The organism is Ruminococcus sp. YRD2003, assembly GCA_900109435.1.
GTDB classification, from domain to species: domain Bacteria; phylum Bacillota; class Clostridia; order Oscillospirales; family Ruminococcaceae; genus Ruminococcus; species Ruminococcus flavefaciens_G.
In genome coordinates this window covers 99,469-118,332 of record FNZT01000012.1, presented here as the reverse complement: position 1 = coordinate 118,332, position 18,864 = coordinate 99,469, and the positions used below count along the sequence as shown (strand labels likewise).

Annotated in this window: 6 protein-coding genes; 2 read left to right on the top strand and 4 right to left on the bottom strand. The window is 45.6% G+C overall.

The genetic code is table 11. The features are described from left to right. Positions 1-222: 222 nt before the first annotated feature. Complete coding sequence (locus tag BMX22_RS11405) at positions 223-7,146, bottom strand: hypothetical protein (RefSeq protein ID WP_143055522.1); 6,924 nt, start codon at positions 7,144-7,146, stop codon at positions 223-225. Between the two features lie 444 nt (positions 7,147-7,590). On the opposite strand from BMX22_RS11405, the gene BMX22_RS11400 reads away from it, so the two are divergent. Next, a complete protein-coding gene (locus BMX22_RS11400; RefSeq protein ID WP_074742564.1) occupies positions 7,591-8,865 on the top strand; it encodes an ATP-binding protein in 1,275 nt (424 codons plus the stop codon). 324 nt (positions 8,866-9,189) lie between these two features. Then, the gene (locus tag BMX22_RS11395) at positions 9,190-10,734 is read left to right on the top strand and encodes an RNA-binding domain-containing protein (RefSeq protein WP_074742563.1); all 1,545 of its coding nucleotides are present in this window, start codon (positions 9,190-9,192) and stop codon (positions 10,732-10,734) included. Between the two features lie 576 nt (positions 10,735-11,310). On the opposite strand, the gene BMX22_RS11390 is transcribed toward BMX22_RS11395, so the two are convergent. The 3 genes from BMX22_RS11390 to BMX22_RS11380 all read right to left on the bottom strand — a co-directional run bounded on the left by BMX22_RS11390 (position 11,311) and on the right by BMX22_RS11380 (position 18,837). Further along, a complete protein-coding gene (locus tag BMX22_RS11390) occupies positions 11,311-12,279 on the bottom strand; it encodes a tyrosine-type recombinase/integrase (RefSeq protein ID WP_074742562.1) in 969 nt (322 codons plus the stop codon). After that, positions 12,224-12,928 carry a hypothetical protein gene (locus BMX22_RS16895; protein WP_074742561.1) on the bottom strand — a complete coding sequence of 235 codons (705 nt, stop codon included), beginning with the start codon at positions 12,926-12,928 and terminating at the stop codon, positions 12,224-12,226. Before BMX22_RS16895 ends, BMX22_RS11390 begins: the two co-directional genes overlap by 56 nt. Before the next feature lie 254 nt (positions 12,929-13,182). Next, positions 13,183-18,837: a leucine-rich repeat protein gene (locus tag BMX22_RS11380; protein WP_074742560.1), complete on the bottom strand. Its 5,655-nt coding sequence runs from the start codon at positions 18,835-18,837 to the stop codon at positions 13,183-13,185. Between the last annotated feature and the right edge of the window lie 27 nt (positions 18,838-18,864).

Below are 18,864 nucleotides of genomic sequence, written 5' to 3'. Positions count from 1 at the left end.
GCGACTATTTTTAGTCGCACAGCCTTTGTCGGATTACTCTCCAAGACAATCATCTGTTCCTGTGCAGGATGTTGTAATAACATCTTCTGCATCGAACCTGATTATCTCAAGCTCTGCTTCAATGTACTGCATCGTTAGGCACCTCTTTTCTTTATAATAGATCGATCTATGTAATAAATCAAACTGCATTAAGTCTGATTATTACCGGAAGATAATTAAAACTTAAAGCTCAGAATACTTAACAAATACCTGTTCGCCATATTTATAGGTGTTACCAATCTTGATATAAGGTCTTACATAAATGCCATTACCAAGATCCTTTGCACGGAAATCATCAACTGCTGCACGATTATCAGAGTTTGTTACCCCTGCTGTGTTGACAGTTAATTCATCATTAAGAACGCCGTTCCTATAAATCAGAACTCCATGAACAGCAGTTTCATTACCAGAATAATTATTACTGTAGTGGAATCTTATTCTGCCTTCATTGTCTGCTTTTTCATAACCGGTAATAGTTGCTGTTGCATCTCTGAATGCTACCAAATCTGCATAACGAACGAATACTGTATCGCCATACTTATACTTGTCACCAATCTTGATATATGCTCTTACATAAATACCATTGCCAGTATCTTTAGCACGGAAAGAATCAACTGCTGCACGGTTTGCAGAATCTGTTGCTCCTAATGTATTTACTGTCAGTTCTTCATTCAGTTCACCGTTTCTGTAAATCACAACTCCATTAACAGCGGTTTGAGTACCTGTGTATGTATTACTGTAATTAAACCTAATTCTTCCTTCGTTATCAGCAACTTCATACGATGTTATATCGGCTGTTGCATCTCTGAATGCTACAAGATCTGCATAACGAACAAATACAGTATCACCATACTTATACTTGTCACCAATCTTGATATATGATCTGACATAAACACCATTTCCCGTATCCTTTGCACGGAAAGAATCAACCGCTGCGCGGTTTGCTGAATCTGTTGCGCCTGCTGTTTCTACTGTCAGGACATCGTTCAGTATGCCGTCTCTGTAGATCACAACACCATGAACAGTATCTTCTGTACCGGTGTATGTGTTGCTGTAATTGAATCTGATCCTTCCATCATCATCAGCGATCTCGTACGATGTTATATTGGCTGTTGCATCTCTGAATGCTACAAGATCTGCATAACGAACGAATACTGTATCGCCGTAAATATATGATGTTCCAACCTTGACATATGGTCTTACATAAACGCCATTACCAAGATCCTTTGCACGGAATGAATCAGATGCAGCACGGTTTGCTGAATCTGTTGCACCTGACGTATTTACTGTCAGTTCTTCATTCAGTTCACCGTCTCTGTAAATCACAACGCCATAAGTTGCAACTGCATCTCCGTCATACTTGCTGTTATACATGAAACGGATTCTGCCCTCATCATCAGCTATTTCGTAACCAGTAACCTCTGAATATGCAGATACATATGCAGTATTATTTACGATCTTGGATACAGAATACTCATCATCACCAAGAGCAACTGTTGCAGTATACTGAGTACCGCCTGCGACAGCCTCCGATGTAACAACTGCATTCACATTTGTCGTTGTACCACAAGTCTCGCATGTAAATACAGCAAATGCTCCACTGTTATCAGTAGTCCAGTACCACTGGATATCCTCTGTATTATAGTCATGAGCACCGGTTGCGGGTATAGCAAGTTCAGCAGCTGTTGCAGCAACATATTCTTCGTTTGTATTCTTGAGGTATGACGCGCCGTTTTCATCGATCCAGTGTGCCTTTACGCCAGTTGTTGAACAACCTGCAGATGTTGCTAGAACCTCTGTGTATCTATGACCGATCTCAAATGTACCAGTCTTTGTACCAGTGTAGTTTGTACCGTCCTTTGCGGTAACAACGATAGTTGCTGTACCAGCCTTGATGTTGTTGACAAACTCAACATTGTAATTAGCTGCATCAACAACTGCACCGTTTTCATCCTTCACTAAGAGTGTAGGAATTATAGCTTCACCAGTATATGCATAAGTACCAGAAGCGCTGACGCTTGCAATACCAGCCTTTGCTATATTGAATGTAGCAGAAGCTGAACCTGTGTAGCCTTTATCAGTATTACCAGTGATTGTAACTGTAGCTGTACCTGCGTTAATATTATTGCTGTAGCTTACTATGTAATTAGCAGCATTTACAACAGCTCCTTTATAAGTAACTGTCACACCAGGAGTTTTAGCTGTGCCGTTATATTTGAATGTACTGTTTACAGTTACAACTGCATCTGACAAATCTGTACCTATAGTGAATGATTTTCTTGCTGTTCCGCCGTAATTGCCTGTACCTGTGATTACCACTGTAGGTGTATTTGCGCTTATCGACGTATTGTTCTCATAATCCACATCATAGTCAGTTGCTTCAAGCAGTGTATTGCCTACGATAACATATGTTACTGCCGGTTTATAAGTTGTATCAGATACCTCAAAGTGATCCTTATCGAGAACGATTATTGCATCCTCAATCGACCTTTGGTTGATAGTGACAGGAATACATACCGGATTGGTATTATTATGGTTCGCATCGCCCTCAACATAATACCATACATAGTATGTATTAGCATTTGTACCCGTGAGTGTGGAAATATCGGTTGTCCACTCAGTTCCTGCCACATCGGCCGTACCAAGCGAATACTTTACTGTGCCGGCGGCTGATGTGCCTTCGGTAACGAGTACCTGTGCAGAGCCGCTGTAAGTCAGTGTGTTTGCGGTCGGAGCAGTAACAGTTGCATATGGCGTGTGAAGAGGAACAGCAGTATACGGATCGTTCTCAGTTCCGCTACCCGAAATTGAAACGCCATAAACAGGCTGACCAGACTTTCCGTCATTGTTCAGGTTGAAATCACATACGCCTTCAATCACAAACCAATAATGATCTGTGTAAAATCCGCCATAACCTAACTTATGTTTGCCAGTCAGATGCCATTTGCCACTATTTGGACTCCAACTGCTCTGAATGTATGCGCCGTCACCAAAATCAATATAATCTCCAGTCAGCCAAACAGTGTCATTAGCGATATTGCCAGACGAAACGATATCAGCCTTTGCAACAACAAACTCATCGCTCCACCATTCGCCTTCTTCATAATTGGTGTTTTCTGCGACAACGAGTTTCACCTTGTAAGTTCCAGCATCAAGGGGTGTGCCGGTAAGGTTTGGTATGTCCCGTAGAGTTGCATCACGAACCTTTTGATATTCAGTACCATTGTATTTCCAAAGCTCACCAGTAATGTGATCTACTCCGATGACAGCAACCTGTAAACCCGATATTCCGCTTATAACCGGTGAATTTTGTGCTTCACCGTAAGTCCAGCCCTCTACGGAAACTGAAGGATTGAGCGTTGCCTTGCCGACTGTGACTGTTACGTCTTCGGTCACGGTGTTGAAGTTGTTGGTGTCATCTGGGGTAAAGGTCGCACTGAAAGTGTGCTCTCCTGCAATGCCTACGCTTGTAGAATCATCATTCCAAGCCCAGCCAGCGGGAAGCTCAACATTAGCAAGTGTATCCCCATAGGTAGCTGTAAGACCAGTCGGAACAGTATATCCTGCCCCTTCAACAAGGTCTGCCTTTGCGATAGAATATGTTACAGAAATCGTCTGCCCCTCAACAGTCAGGCTTGCTCTGTATGAGCCTGCATTCATGGGAACAGAGTCAATCCTCTGATACTCTTCTCCGACCAGCTGTTCATATATGATACTATCCAAGGATATGTTCAAACCAGTTGCCGTATTGAAAGCGACCAGTCCGTCGAGAGTAACGCCCTTTTCACTTCCGTCGTATGTAAGGCTATTTGGATGAACGATAGTAAGCGAAACGCCGTTTTCAAACTCGCAGTTATCATGCGTACAACTTGCTGTCAGAACAGCGCCGTTCGGAACATAGTTGAAAGCGTGACCTGTTGCCGGCTCAACAGTCTGAGCCTGTGTGATTTCGGTATATGTTTCGCCGTCCTTGGTGTAATACTTGTCTCCGTAGGTATAATACTCTATATTACCTGGCTCTGTGCAGTTCGGAGCAACTGCATCATGCTTTTCAGGCACGAGCTGAGCAATCTCAACATCCTTAGTCTGTGCTGTAAAGGCTTCATTAGTGAATGTCGCCGTCCACCTGCCCGTACCTACCGTATTCACAGTTGCAGGTGTTACTTCCGCATAGATTCCATCAACGGTTTCAGTCTCAACGTGGCTTGTGTTATTGGCGCAGGTACGGGTTGCTGTACACTTCCATACACCATTTTCCTCTGTCCACGAATAAGTGGGAGTGCCATAGCTATGTCCCGTTGCTGGAATAATAACATTCTGGTCTTCCAAAAGAGTACCCTGATCATCAGAATAGTAGTTGCCGTCAGAGCCTAAATAATACTCGATATTTCCTGCAGTAGTGCAGGTCGGAGCTACGGCTTCAACATGAGTATATGTCACAGAAGGCGGAGGATCCAAAGACAATATGAACGGATTCTCAGTTGTTCCCTCACCGTCAATTATCCAGAAGCCTGTGGGCGCAGGAGTGCGCTCGGTTTCTGATGCTATAAACGCACCGTAAACAAATACGTCTCCGATTTGAGTTGGATCTGGAGATGAACTGCTTGACTGGCTATCTTCCGGGGTGATATTAAACTTGTAGAAATTGTCTTTGTATATTACAGAGTCAACAGTAGAAGTATTCTCGGGGAAACGATGCGGACAGCTCTCTGAATCACTCATAATCATATCATCTGTATACACTTTGTCGCCAACTGCGATATACTGCCCAACAACGAGCTTCTTGGCGGTGCGCATATACCGAGTGCGGGTATAATCGTTATTGCTTGCTTCAACATTTTCCCAAGTTGAGTTGTCTGTACTGTTCTGCAATACAAGGTCTTCGCCGATTGTCAAAGTTCCGTGATTGTACTCATCTCCGGAATTAATACCGCTACCAATCGCACTATTACCTCTTGCATAGACGCTGCCGCCCATAATGTTGATATCAGCAGGAGTAGCAAAAGCGCCTCCGATTCCCGGTGAATAATTACCTGTAGCCTGAGCGTTTACGGTTCCACCGTAGATATTTATAGTACCTGCACTATGGCCATAATAATCGCCTCGACCACCTATTGCAGGCATAGAAGCACCATGAGTAGAAGCATTTACAGTTCCGCCAAAGATCTCTACTGTGCCGCCTTCTCCATAGTATCCTCCGCCGATTGCAGAGATGTCAGAGCAATTATCATCATCTGAAGCATTGATAGTTCCGCCATATATCCTGATTGTTCCTGAATTTCCGGAACGGTTGTTGTAATCATTATCATAATCTTCAACGCCACATCCGCCAATTGCAGCGCCACCTATTATGACCATGCCTTCATCTTCATAAACAGTATTAGCGGTAAGGACACCTGTGCCGCCAGCCTGACCGTAGATATTGAGGGTGGTTGGCACGAGGTCGCCTGTCTCATAATCCTCCTCAACTGCAACTGTTATGCCCTTTTCAGCCGTCAGCGTAGCGCCGTCGCAAAGAATGAGGTTGACTGTGCCGTTGACAGTGATACGACTGGAAATAGTTGTATCCTTGGTAACAACATACCATGTTGTTGTGTTGGCTTCGCCCCATGTAACCTCAGATTCTGAGCTTTCAACCACGGTATACTCAGAGCAGGGTTCTGCTGCTTCAACGAGTTTTTCTTCATCTGCGTCCCATGTCAGGTAAGGGATATCTGTGGTGACAGACTCGGGGACTCCCACCTTCATATAACGTGTGCGTGTATCAAGATCAACTGTTGTATCCGTCCAGTTTTCGTTATCGGTAGAAGTGAATACTGATAACCCTTCGGCAATTGTCAGTGTGCCGTTGTTTATTTCCTCACCATCATAACCGTTGCCTCTGCCAATACCATTTCCAGGCTTATTAGGATCCCAAGGCAGTCTCTCGCCGCCAGTGGCTATGACTGTACCGCCGTAAATATGAACCGATCCGCCTTCTCCAAACTGACCGCCGCCTATACCTGCGGCACCTTGACCGCCATTTGCAGTGACTGTACCGCCATAAATGTTTACTGTGTTACCGTCATGATTATAGTTACCTCCGATGCCTGCACCGTCATCACCGCCGTTTGCAGTAACAGTACCGTCATAGATATTCACAGTGCCGCCGATTCCCGCACAATTCTTGCCACCTGTAGCTGTAATTGTACCGCCATGGATATTAACATTTCCACTGCTAAAGTCAGAACTACTACAGCCAATACCAGCGTTCCTGTCGCTTCCTGTAGCAGTCAGCGAGCCGCTGCCGGTTATTGTTCCATTTGTTGTGCTGCCGACGAAAATATTCAGCGTACCTGCGTTTTCATCATATGGTGCGCTTTGAGCTACGGAAATACCGCCATTGATGGTAAGACTTGCGCCGTCCAACAATATCAGATTTACCGTACCTGTGACCTTAACACGAGAGTCTATCACAACTTCACCGCTGGCAACATAGGTTTTGCCGTTTGTCCATTTCTTCGTATCGCTTTCAATCAGGATACCTGCATTTGCATCAAGTGTTCCATTATCCTGCAATACGCCGGATTCATTGTATTGACGATAGTTGACAGCAGATGTAAAGGGATTGTCGCTTTGTGTTTCTTCATATCCAGCGAGGGTGACAGCGGTTTGCTCCCACTGGTTACCCTCAACAGCAACGACGATCCACGCATCAACTTTCTTTCCATTAGCGTAGGGGTAGTATCCTGATCCGTCACCAATTTTACCTTCGTATCCACTTTCACTTGATACTCTGAGCATCATCAAGTTATCAGGGATTACATCTTGTGTTCCCTGCGTATATGTCGCAGGGCTTTCAAATTCTTCTCTGGTACAATAGCCACCCTCCTGAAGGGTGATGGTTTTGTTATCTGCATTATACCTTGCGCCGGGTTCAAGAATGTCGCCTACCTGCAAAGATTGCACATCGCTTGAGTATGTCGCTGCGTTTGCTGTTATCGCACTACGGGCAAACAATCCACCTCCCCTCACGTTCGCAGAGAGACCCGTGCTGCCTGCTACAATCAGAAGCGCCATAATTCCTGATAATACGCGCTTCATTCCATAACTCAAATTGCTTGCCATAGTGTTTTCCTCCTTCTGATAAATACAAAAAAGCGCACCTCAACGAAACCTATCCTTTGAGATACGCTTATTTTACGTTGTTAAATTGTTGAGGGCGCAATTATGCTGTATGTATGTATGTATGTATGTATGTTTCATTGTAGTGCCACCATGCATAACTGTCAAGCCCCTTTCGGAATATAGCCTCAAATATACGGGGATATATTTTCTATATTAGCATTATAGCACAGAATTATAACGAAATCAATACCGTTAATAAATTTTTTACAAAATATTACAAATCGGTGAACTGAATCAAGTTATACGGTATGTATAGCGCGGATTGTTGCAGAAGATTACTGTCGTCTGTCGAAATGTGTCGGATTGAATTTTAAAAATCTCTCGGATTGTACTTGCCAAATCTCTCGGGTTGTGTTATAATAGTAGCAACAGGAGGTGCTGAAAATGGAAAATGAAAAATATATGCCGAGGCTTATCGACAACAGAATTGATGAGTTCCTTTCTGCTTTTGGAGCGCTTTGCATAGAAGGCGCAAAATGGTGCGGAAAGACCTGCAGCTCGGCTTACCACTCCAACAGTGAGATACTGATAGGCGACCCTGCTAACAATTTTCAGAATCGCAAGCTCGCAGAAATGTCCCCCAGTATTGTTCTGGAGGGAGAAACACCAAGACTTATCGACGAATGGCAGGAAGTTCCTCCTCTATGGGACGCAGTAAGATTTGAGGTGGACAAACGAGCCTCAAAGGGACAATTCATACTAACAGGCTCCGCTACACCGAACCACAAAGGAATAATGCACAGCGGCGCAGGCAGGATAGCAAGACTCCGAATGAGACCGATGTCGCTTTATGAATCAAAGGACTCATCGGGTTTGGTCTCGCTGAAAGATATGATAGACGGAAAATTCACTCCTCGTATGACGGGAGAAGTTGACCTGAGAAAGCTCATGCAGCTGATAGTTCGCGGCGGCTGGCCTGGCAATCTTGATACTCCCGAATCACAGGCTCATCTTCTGCCGACGCAGTATATTGACGCAGTTGTTGAAGATGATATTTTCAGACTTGACGGAATCAAACGCGACAGCAGAAAGCTAAGGCTGCTGCTTCGTTCTCTTGCAAGAAATGAAAGTACAACCGTTACGAATAAAACCTTGAAAAAAGATATCAAAGAAATCGACGATGACGATATCAATATTGACACTGTAACTGAGTATCTTGATATCTTCAAAAGACTTTTTATTACTGATAATCTTCCGCCCTTCGCATCAAATATTCGTTCATCAACAAGACTCAAACAAGCTGAAAAGCGACACTTTGCGGATCCGTCACTTGCCTGTGCGCTGCTTGGTGCTAACGCTGAAAGATTGATCGGCGATCTTGAAACAGCGGGTTTCATGTTTGAAGCCCTTTGTGAACGCGATCTCCGTATATACGCCGAGGAGAACGGATTGAACGCATTTCATTATCAGGATTATAAGAATAAAGAGATTGACACAGTTCTTGAAGGTCCCGACGGCGAGTGGTACGCCTTTGAAATAAAACTTGGCGCCAATCAAATTGATGAAGCAGCAAACAATCTTATAGAAATAAGCCACAGCATCGAAGTTGACAACGGACGTACTCCGAAGCTTTTATGTGTTATATGCGGACTATCAAATGCAGCATACCAACGTGAAGACGGCGTTTTTGTCATCCCGATAACTGCACTGCGAAATTAGAAAGAAGCCAGATACAAGTATTAGTGCGCGTGTTCAGACAGGAAGCACTAATTTACTGCATTAGTACAACAAGTCCTGCTCAGTGGTTCGCAAATAATATTATGAAATATTCTGATGTTATTACGCGGATAAATCATTTTTTCAGTTCATCTGAAAAGCAATCCTATTCAATACATCAAAACAACTTAGGATTCTCATATGTATTTTTGTTCTATATCTTTGTATTTTTTCATTTGACCAGGGACTTGAATAATACCAACGTTTATGGTATAATAGCTTGTAAACAAACAATACTAACCATATACCTTATGCGGGAGTTAGTCTATGAAACGTGAAGATATACGGAAAATGGCTCATGACATCATTGAAAGCGGTGCTGTTGAGTCTGATTATATTGAATACAAGAAATCTGCCAGCGGCAGGGATACCATACTCAAGACAGCCTGTGCTTTCTGCAATAACTATATGAACCGCGAGATTGGTCTTATCTTTATCGGCGTTGAGGAAGTCAATGACGAAAAAAACGGTATCAAGGCAATCCCTATGCGCCCTATAACAGGCATAGACAAGGGTAACATTGAACCGACGGAAAACGGCTTAAAATCCCTGCTTTCCAACATAACGCCGCTCCCTAACTATCAACTTGTTCAGGACGATATAGACGGCAGGACATATATCATTATCGCCGTGGAGCCAGGAAACGACGGTCCTTATGAGACTAAGCAGCAGGCTGAAAAGGATAAGAGCATAAATCTGAAGGCAGGCAGATATATCCGTGTCCGCCGCGATACAAGGCTTCCAAATAAGCGTGAGGAATTCGAGCTGCTCAAAAAGTTTGCGGACTTCCATTTCTCGTCCGAGCTCAATGAAACAGCTACGATAGACGATCTCAACTATGAGTATATGAAAGAGTACCTCATTGCGACCAACGCCAAGCCTGATATACGCTCTATGCCAAAGCTCGATATGGCTAAGGCTATGGGACTTATCAGCCAAAGCGATTACAGCGGTTACCGCGCCAAAAATTTCGCTGTGCTGATGTTCGCGGACAAGCCGCAGGACTTCATTCCTTATGCGAGAGTTGAGGTCATTCGCGAGGCTGTCGGAACGGATAAAATGGTATCGCAGGTGTTCGACGGTCCGATATGGATACAAGCCAAGCGAGTTATCGACTATTTCAGCGAGACAATAATGTCCGCGTATACAGTCCGCGAGCCTGACCGTGTCGGACATAGAATGGTCTATAATTATCCGCTTGCAATGTTCTCCGAGCTTGCGACCAACTGCATACTCCACAAGGAATATAGCAGAAAAGAATATATCGGTATTTACATCTACAAGGATCATATCTCCTTTATCAATCATAACAGACCTGTGCCGCCTGTCACTATTGAAGCAATGAACAGCGATACAGAGTTCCGTGACCGCGTATATCTCAATCCTGAACTGAAGGAGATGTTCTTCTCGCTTGATCTGATAGAGTCCTACGGTTCAGGTATACGCAGAGCTAAGAACGCTATGAAGGAGAATGGCTCTCCCGAGCTCGTCTTTGAGCCAAGCAATGATACCGACGACTATACTATGGTAACCGCGTATATCAATGAGGAATTCGCAAGAATTCAAGCTGAGGAAACAGAGAATTCCAACCGACAAGAAAACCGACAAGAAAACCGACAAGAAATTGATATTGAAAAAGAAATAATCTCTTGCTTATTGAACGATCCGAAAATCACACGAGATAAACTTGCCAAGAAGCTTGGAGTTCCTATGCAAAAGATCAAGTATCGCCTTGAAAAGCTCCAGCGCGAGGGAAAAATATATCGTAAGGGTTCAACAAAATCCGGCGAATGGGTCGTAACTGAAAAATAAAAGATGCAGTTTTCAAACAAACTGGCACTCGAAACGTGAGCCTCAATGAAGCGATTAACACCTCAATGTATAAGAAAAAAGCAGGGATAAACGCTTCTTTTTCAGAAATATCCCTGCTATATATTCATTGAACGTTGGTTTACTTTTCGGAGGACAATGCGCCACTTTCGGCACTTGTTTGGCACTTATTTGTACTAAAAATCGACTGAAACCGCTTGAAATTACTATAAATGAAGCTTCAAAAATCCGCAATTTTCAGCCATTTTCGCATTTTACTATAAACTACTAAAATGCTCGGAATTAATTCAATTCCCGTACGGGTCACCATTTAGCGATCCCACAGATGGCTTAAAATAGCCGTTTGTGGGTTTTCTTTTTTCCTAAAAAATGAGTTTGTACGCTATTTGTACGCTACGCATATTTTTTAGCGTACAAGCCTCGCTTTTTTACATTATCTCTAATGCATAATAGTGAATATTATTCATTTAGCTTTTACTAAAAAAATAAGCTCGCTGTCTGTTATTTCATCAGATGTCAGCGAGCTTATTCTTATACTATACCTTCATAGTATTATTCTTATTCCGTATCCTCCTTCTGCGGCAGAAAGGCAAAGGCTTTGTCCATTGCTTCCGATACCTTCGCCTGTGCGTTCTGAAACATATGCGAGTATACGTTCAAAGTAGTTCCTGAATTACAGTGACCTAATGCGCCTGATACTGTTGTTACATCAAGACCTGCTGAAATAAGCGAACTTGCCGCAAAGTGTCTGAAACTATGTATACCGTAGAAAGGCATATCATTCTTCTCGCAGAACTCTTTCAGCCAGCCGTAGGGTGTCTGATTGTTCATGGGTTCGCCATTCCATTTAACAAATAAACGGTCAGTTTCTACCCACTTGTCTCCGAGGCGGAGTGCTTCTTCGTCCTGCTCCAGCTTATAGTCTTTCAGTATCTCCATTATATACGGAGATATTTTCAAAACTCGCTGAGAGCGTTTTGTCTTTGTGGTGTCGGTATATATACCACGCTCTGCGGTATAATTTGAGGTGCGCTTAATAGTAATGATATTGTTCTCAAAATCAATATCCTTCCATTCAAGGCCGAGCATCTCGCTCCTGCGGAAACCGCTGTAAGCTATCAGAAAGAAGAATGCCTTATACTTCAGAGGCTCTCCTTGAATAGCAGTAAGCAGATGCGCCATCTCTTCCTGTGAATAAATCTGTTTCTCCTTGACCTCGCCTTTCGGGATAGTTACCTTCCTGCAAGGATTGTCTGATACCAAGTCCATACGGACCGCATAACTGAATACGTCTGAGATAAAGCTCAGGTTGTGACGGATCGTTTTCGGTGCAAGGGGCTTGCCTGTCTTTTCGTTTGCCCCCTCCTTGGCGAGAGAGTTCACAAAGCTCTGCAACTGCCTTGCTGTGATCTTGTCGATACGCAGATGACCGATAGCAGGGTATACACGGTGCGTGAGCTGGAGCATACGCTCATATGTAGTGCTTCTGAGAGTATTCTTTGCAGGAGCGGATAGGCTTCTTGTCACTTGTCACTGCTTTGGCGAATGCGAAGTCTATCATTGCTTTCAGCGAATCGTACTCGCACAGCAGGTTCAGACCGTTTCGGTCATCTATCTTGTATGTCAGACGTGGAGGTAAGAACTCCAGGAGCTTCGATTCTTTGAGCATGAAGCTATACAGATATTTGAAGTATTTCTTTACCCAGTCAAGCGGTTCGCAGTACCTATACTTCCGCAGAAACATCGTTGCGTATATCGGACTGCGGTAGTTAAGTCTGAGCTTGCCTTTTTTGTTGACTTTGTCAAGTATATCGATGTTATCGAGAGGAAAAAACTGCTTTGCGAACTCGTTGACCTCAACAATTCCGCTCTCTGTGAAGATGTTATCGCGGACTATAACGCGCTCGTTGCGACCAATGTCAGAGCCTGCAATATCAGGCATGATGCCGAGCAGACCGTATTCGTGTACGAAATCCAGTAGCATTTCGTTCTGGCCAAGTTCATTCTCAGTTAGATACTTGCCGAGGTTCAGTGCGTCGGTCATCATTTCATTTTCGCTCTTGATAGGATCATACACCGAGCCATATTCGCAGGGAACGATGTACTCTGTACCGTCAATGCTCTGTATCTCATATCTTGTATTCTTATGCCAATGGCTTACTAATAGCTGTTCCATATGCTTCTCCTGTAATCATATGCATTTGCGATTATATTACTTGATAAATGTATTCTAACACGCTCTTTATTTTTTGTCAAGACCTTGCAAAAGGAACAGGACAGCTTCGGCTGTCCTGTAAACCGCTTATTTTACTACTTCTTTGACACAAGAAAATCTGTCATATTTACCGATGTAATATAGCTGGTTCATGATAACATCAATGAATATGGCTTGTATCAGCATCTGTTATCATGTATAAGCATTCGCCTCCATTATTTTAGCTTCTCAACCCATTTATCAAGTATTCTTCTGACTGCGGCATTGATATGCTTGGTATTGCGCAGCCACCTTGCCGCAGGCGGACTGAGTGTATAATAGACCTTGATGAACGCTCTGCCGAGAATTGATTTCTTAAGTACCTCGTCCCTAAATCGCCTGAGAACCATTACTTCTGGCGCATCATATGAGCCATAAACAGCGGTTGCGATGTAGCAGCCCTCTTTTTTCTTTGGAGCAAAATCTTCCGCCACGGGTGCAGATGTGACTGCTTTTTCAGGCTCGGCTTTTGGAACAGTTTTCTCAAACACTGGAGTGACAGGCTTGGACACCGGTCTGTCCCCAACGACCTTCCTGAACGCTTGCTCTGCAAGCTTCTTCGCGTCGTCACCGCTCTCGGAACGGCGGTCATACGGCGCATTAAGGTATGCGGCTTCCCATATGCTCTCGCAGTCTATTCCCCAGTAGAGCGGGAAATAATTGCTGAGCGACAGTGACATTCTCATCAAGCCCGATGTAGCGAGCTGCACTGCTGCCTTATATGTGGTGCAATCGACCATGAACCTGTTATCGGGGTCAAAATCGGGCATATCCTCGTCAAACAGCGAAATCGTGAGGAACGGCTTTGCACTGTAGAACTTTTTCCACCCGCTGTTTGCCATGGAGAGCTGCATATCCATTTGTTTACGCAGCTCCACGGTATGCTCGGCAATATCACTCCTCAGCTTGGGGAGCTCCTCGGACGTGAACCAGCGGCTTGCAGTGCGCTCTGCAAAATCCGAAACGGATTCGTCGGTCTTGTAGCTGTACATATTCATCGCATTTTTCACACTATACATGAGACGGACGTCATATGGCAGCGAGCGGAAAACCCTTTCCATTGCCTCCGCCTTGGCAGGGTCATTGCGGTCAGCCCTCACCTTATCCCTGAGCGCCGCAAGGTCATCCGCTTCGAGCTCGGGGAAGTCCTCCTCATAGGCGCTGCAAAAAGCGCCATTGCTGAGAACAGCGTCGTCAGCCTCCTCATAAAGGAGGGTCGCATAGAGCTTAGCGGCTGTAATATCGGTCTCACTGACCTCGGAGGAAAGGTTCTTTTGCAGCTCAAGGTTCTCCTGCTTTCTGCGTTCCTTCTCCTCAAGCTGCTGTTTCTGTATATCGAGGAATTTGTTCATCTCATCCGTGCTCTGCGCAATGGTTTCCTTCATCTTGCCTATGGCATTGCTCAGCTCGGTGTTTTCCTCCGCAGTGTCGTCATCATCTTCATCAAAACTTCGCATGAAGTCCTCGTAGAATATGACATTGACAGTATGCCCTTTGTCTGCCTGAGCGAGAACGTCGCTGAACTTCCTCTCGCCCATTCCCGCGGGCTCAACAATCAAATAGTCCGTCTTTCCCGATATCGACTGACGCAGGAAGCCCCCTTCAGCTTCAATGAGGCTCTTTACCCGCGCTTCATCATCACTTTCAAGACCCGTGGCTACAAACGTTTTTCCCTTGATGCTCGGGATATAGCTCACCACCTCGCAGTTCTCCTCGACCCGTTCGCGGTTCTTTGCTATGCGTTCGAGCCTCTCCTGCTCGCGCTGCTCCTCATATCCGCTGTAGTCATCATCGGCGTCGTCATCGCTGTAGTAGCTGCTGTAGTTTCCGTCAAGCGCAGGCATTCCGTTTGCAGCTTTGAAATACTCATATGTCGGACGCTCTGATTCATCGTAATCGTAATTCATGGGAGCAGAGGTCAGCACAAACGGACGGCTTGCCGCCAATGTGAGTGCTATCCATACATACACCGCATCGGACTGGTCGCCGCGCAAAGGCTTGCGGCTATTGCGCCTCTTTTCAAGATAGCTTATCAGGTGCTGAATGCACGGATAGAGCTCCGTAAGCTCATTTCTGAGCGTTATCAGGCTGCCGCGCTTCCATTCTCCCATTTCGCCCTCCCCTTCGGGCAGCTTGGCAATATAGTCTTGTTTGTTGCTGTCAGGCAGATATGCACACGTGCCGTCGCGAAGTCCGCATATCGCAGGGAAGCGCGTCTCGTCATAGTTTATCTTTCGCGAGCCAGCAAGCTGCGCTGCACATACCACCTCATCAGCGGGGATATCCGACAGAGTGCAGCCGTGTACCTCGGCATATTCCGAAAGTATCCACGCAAATGAGCGGAACAGGTGCAGATAGTTTATCTCGCGGATATAGTTGTGCAGAAGCTCCTGCTCGCGGTCGGAGCGCGGGTCGTAGAATTCCTCGTGCATACGGAAAAGCTTAGCCGCCTCCCATGCCTTTTCGGAGAGCGGGAAGCTTCCCGCATCGTCGCCCGATATCGCTTCAAGCGCATATTCAAGCGAATCGTTCAAAACGCCGCCCATACGCATAATTCCTGTAAATGCGACGCTGTTCTCCTTTGCCTGCTCGTAAATCGCAAGGGTATCGCTATTTTTCGGAACAGTAAACGGTATATCGGAATTCATCGCTGCAAATCCCGAAAGATAGCTCGGCGCCTCCTTTTCGTCTGCGCTGCTGATAGTTCCTGCTATGCGGAGGAGCCTCTCAAAGTGCTCACTAAGAGTACCGACAAAATCAAGGCGTACACCTATCTCATACATCGCATTGAGCGTAATGATCTGCACCTTGAATACCGACGTTTCGATTGCGCCGTTTTCGTTTTCGGATGTGCTTTTGAGCTGACAGAACACGTTAAGATCGCTCTCATGGCGGAGCACGAACTCCTTCTCATTGTCACCACTGAGCCTCGGTCCCATGACCATATGCTCTATCTTCATCCTGACGCCGTAGAACAGCAGATCATCAACTCCGCTGACCTTAGTCGGCGTGCGTTCGATTTTCCATGTTTCCGTGGCAGCTTCGTCCTGTATCGTCGCAAGCAGCTCCGCCTCATTGTTGTCCTTTTCAGTCTTGCAGAGATACCCGTCGGGTACAGTAAGGCTCCAGTCCTTTGCAACGGTCAGCTTTGAGGGAGCAGGCTTGCCTCCCTCGAGCTTTTTCATCGGAGCGAGCTTTTTGTTCAGCGCGGTGACTGTTTCAAGAATGCCTCTCAGCAGCTCGGCTGATTCATCCTCCGAGCCCGACTTCTGGTCAAAGAACTGGAAAGCATACGTCGCATTTTTTGTAAATACATTTCCGCGTGTGATATAGTAGTCTTCGCCGCTGTCCGACTCATTCGGAACAGGAGAATCCATAAGAACCGCTATCTGGCTGTTTGAAAATATCGTGTTTCCCATAAACGCGAACTGTTTCGCTTGTTCCTGAGGATCATAGGGCTCACCGCCATTATTATCCTCGGCGTTAACAGGACAAGTCACTGTAAAGTTGACCGTTGAATCAAATGGCGCTCTCAAATCGAGTGTGCCGTCATCAAGTCCGAAGACAAGCCTGCGGTGACCTATCTCTTCGTGGTCTGTACTGTAACGATACCCCGCGGGAACCGTTATCTCCCAGTCGTCGCTGACATTGACGACTGTATCCTCGTCGCAGCGGATTCCGCCGGGGTCCGTGTTTTCGTCCTCGTCATCGTCACTGCTGTCGTCAAAAAATCCGTCAATAATCTCCTGTACCTTCTCCTCGGGGAAAGGCTTAAAAGCAACGGCTGTTCCACCCTTTGTCTGCATCGTCGACAGCGTGTCATAGATCGTCTTCGTGAGCTGCACCGAGCTCTCCGCCTTGTTTGAGCCCGAGCACTGCATAAGGGTACAGTTGCCGTTGATGAACACTCTTACAATGGGGAGGATATTATGCACTGTAAACAGCCCGAAAACGTTCATCTGCATATGCAGGTATGCAAGCTTGATGCTGTCACTGCCGTCCTCGTAGAAGCTGACACAGTCGGGAGGAAACTCCGTCTCCTTGTTACCGCTGAAAAACTTGAAAAGGGTGTTGGACGGGTGGTCGGCGTCGCCGTAAGCAACACACGAAAGTATATATGTATCTCCGCCCGCTCTTTCCTCCCAAACGCTCTCATCGGGAGCTATGATGCTCCATTCGGAAGAGGGAGATACTCTCCCTACAGGCGGTTCAGGCTCACACGCGATAAAGGTGCAGCCGTTCTCCTCTGCGAGCTCCTCAGCTGGTCCGCCGCTTGGGGAGACAACCGTCAGCCCCTCCGACAGGACATCGTCACCTATGTTTATCTGACGGCGTTTCAGCGTGAGCTTTTCAAGGCACGTCATCTCGCTGAGGTCGCCGACAGAGCAGCAGGTATAAGGCAAAGTCAGCTCAGAGACCTCCTTTGCTGAGCAGGAGGTCAGCGCGGTGAACTCGGGAAGTAAATCAAAAAATTCCTTAATGCTGTCATCATCCCAGTACATGGGCGGAGCGTCGAACATAGCCTTGACCGTGCCGCAGTCATAATCTGCGACTGCGTTCTCGTAATCCTTGCCATAGGCAGCATACGACTTCATAACGCCGTTATAAAGCGTAATTATTTCACGCTTTATATCAACAGGGAGCTCAATTATAGCCTTGCCCTTTGCGTCCGAAAAAAGCAGATTCGTCTTGTCCTCGATGTCGACCTCATCATATCCGCTGAATTTGACAGTGAACACCCTGCTAATTATGGCACTTATCTCCGCCCTCAGCAGCTTCGTATCATAGGTCAGCAGAACGAGAGCGGTGTTCTCCTCATCCCAACCGACCGATATGTGTTCATTCGAGGCAGGAGCTCCGTTCTGCGCAATGAAGTCGGCAATACTGTCGCCGCTTATCTTTATGTACCTGTACGAAGGGGTGTCCTCCTCGTCATCGGGCTCGGACGGGATATCGCTGTCGACTTCATCATTCTCATCTTCTTCAGCATAGTCATCCTCATCTTCCTCGTCCTCATCCTGCTCCGCTTCTTCCTCATCAGGAAAGCTGAATCTATCATTGAGAATAGCGGCACACTCAGCCGCCTCCTCTGAACAGGCAAGCTGGTAAAGCTCCTGTGCATCGTCTTCATCGAGTTCATCAAGGATAGTATCGGTAAGGAAGCTGAAATTATCGAGGTCAAGAATGAGACAACGGCAAGCCTGCGCCGCGTGCTCCTTTACATAATCAGCCGCTTTTGCGCTTCCATCAACCAAAGACATCCATAACGAAACAGGTATTTTTAGTTCTTCACGTTCAAAGTCGTCAAATAATTCTTCACGTTTTTGCGGTGAAGCACATATAAGCTCCACGACCTTCCTTGCAAAGCTTTTCCCCCAATCTCTGATAAAGGGAATAGTAATATGCTCGCCATTTTTGTTATATAGCTCAAAGGCGTTTCGGCAGTCCTCAAATGCACTTTTATCAACTTCCTGAATCGTATCAGGTATCCTTATTTTAGTCACACGAGAGCAGGACCAGAACGTATTCTCGCCGATTTTTTTCACACCAATGGGAATATTGGTTTCTTCAAGCATATTGTTGCCACAGAATGCTAATTTGCCTATCTCTGTGACCCCATCCGGTATATTGATATGATTTGACCACGACTGCCAGAATGCGCTATTGCCAATTATTTTGACGCTGTTTGGCAGAACTATCCTGCTAACGGTACACTGTGAGAAAGCCGAATCACCGATCACTTTTATACCGTCCGGTACTATCAGTTCCTCGACATCATTGTCATCAGGTTCATATTTTTCAAGTGTAGTTCCATTAATAACAAAACTCATAGTTAGGTCCCCCCTTATTTTATAAAT

Coding starts and splice junctions, on each gene's coding strand:
- BMX22_RS16895 (WP_074742561.1), bottom strand. CDS start 12,928: ATGGAACAGCTATTAGTAAGCCATTGGCATAAGAATACAAGATATGAG.
- BMX22_RS11380 (WP_074742560.1), bottom strand. CDS start 18,837: ATGAGTTTTGTTATTAATGGAACTACACTTGAAAAATATGAACCTGAT.
- BMX22_RS11405 (WP_143055522.1), bottom strand. CDS start 7,146: ATGGCAAGCAATTTGAGTTATGGAATGAAGCGCGTATTATCAGGAATT.
- BMX22_RS11395 (WP_074742563.1), top strand. CDS start 9,190: ATGAAACGTGAAGATATACGGAAAATGGCTCATGACATCATTGAAAGC.
- BMX22_RS11400 (WP_074742564.1), top strand. CDS start 7,591: ATGGAAAATGAAAAATATATGCCGAGGCTTATCGACAACAGAATTGAT.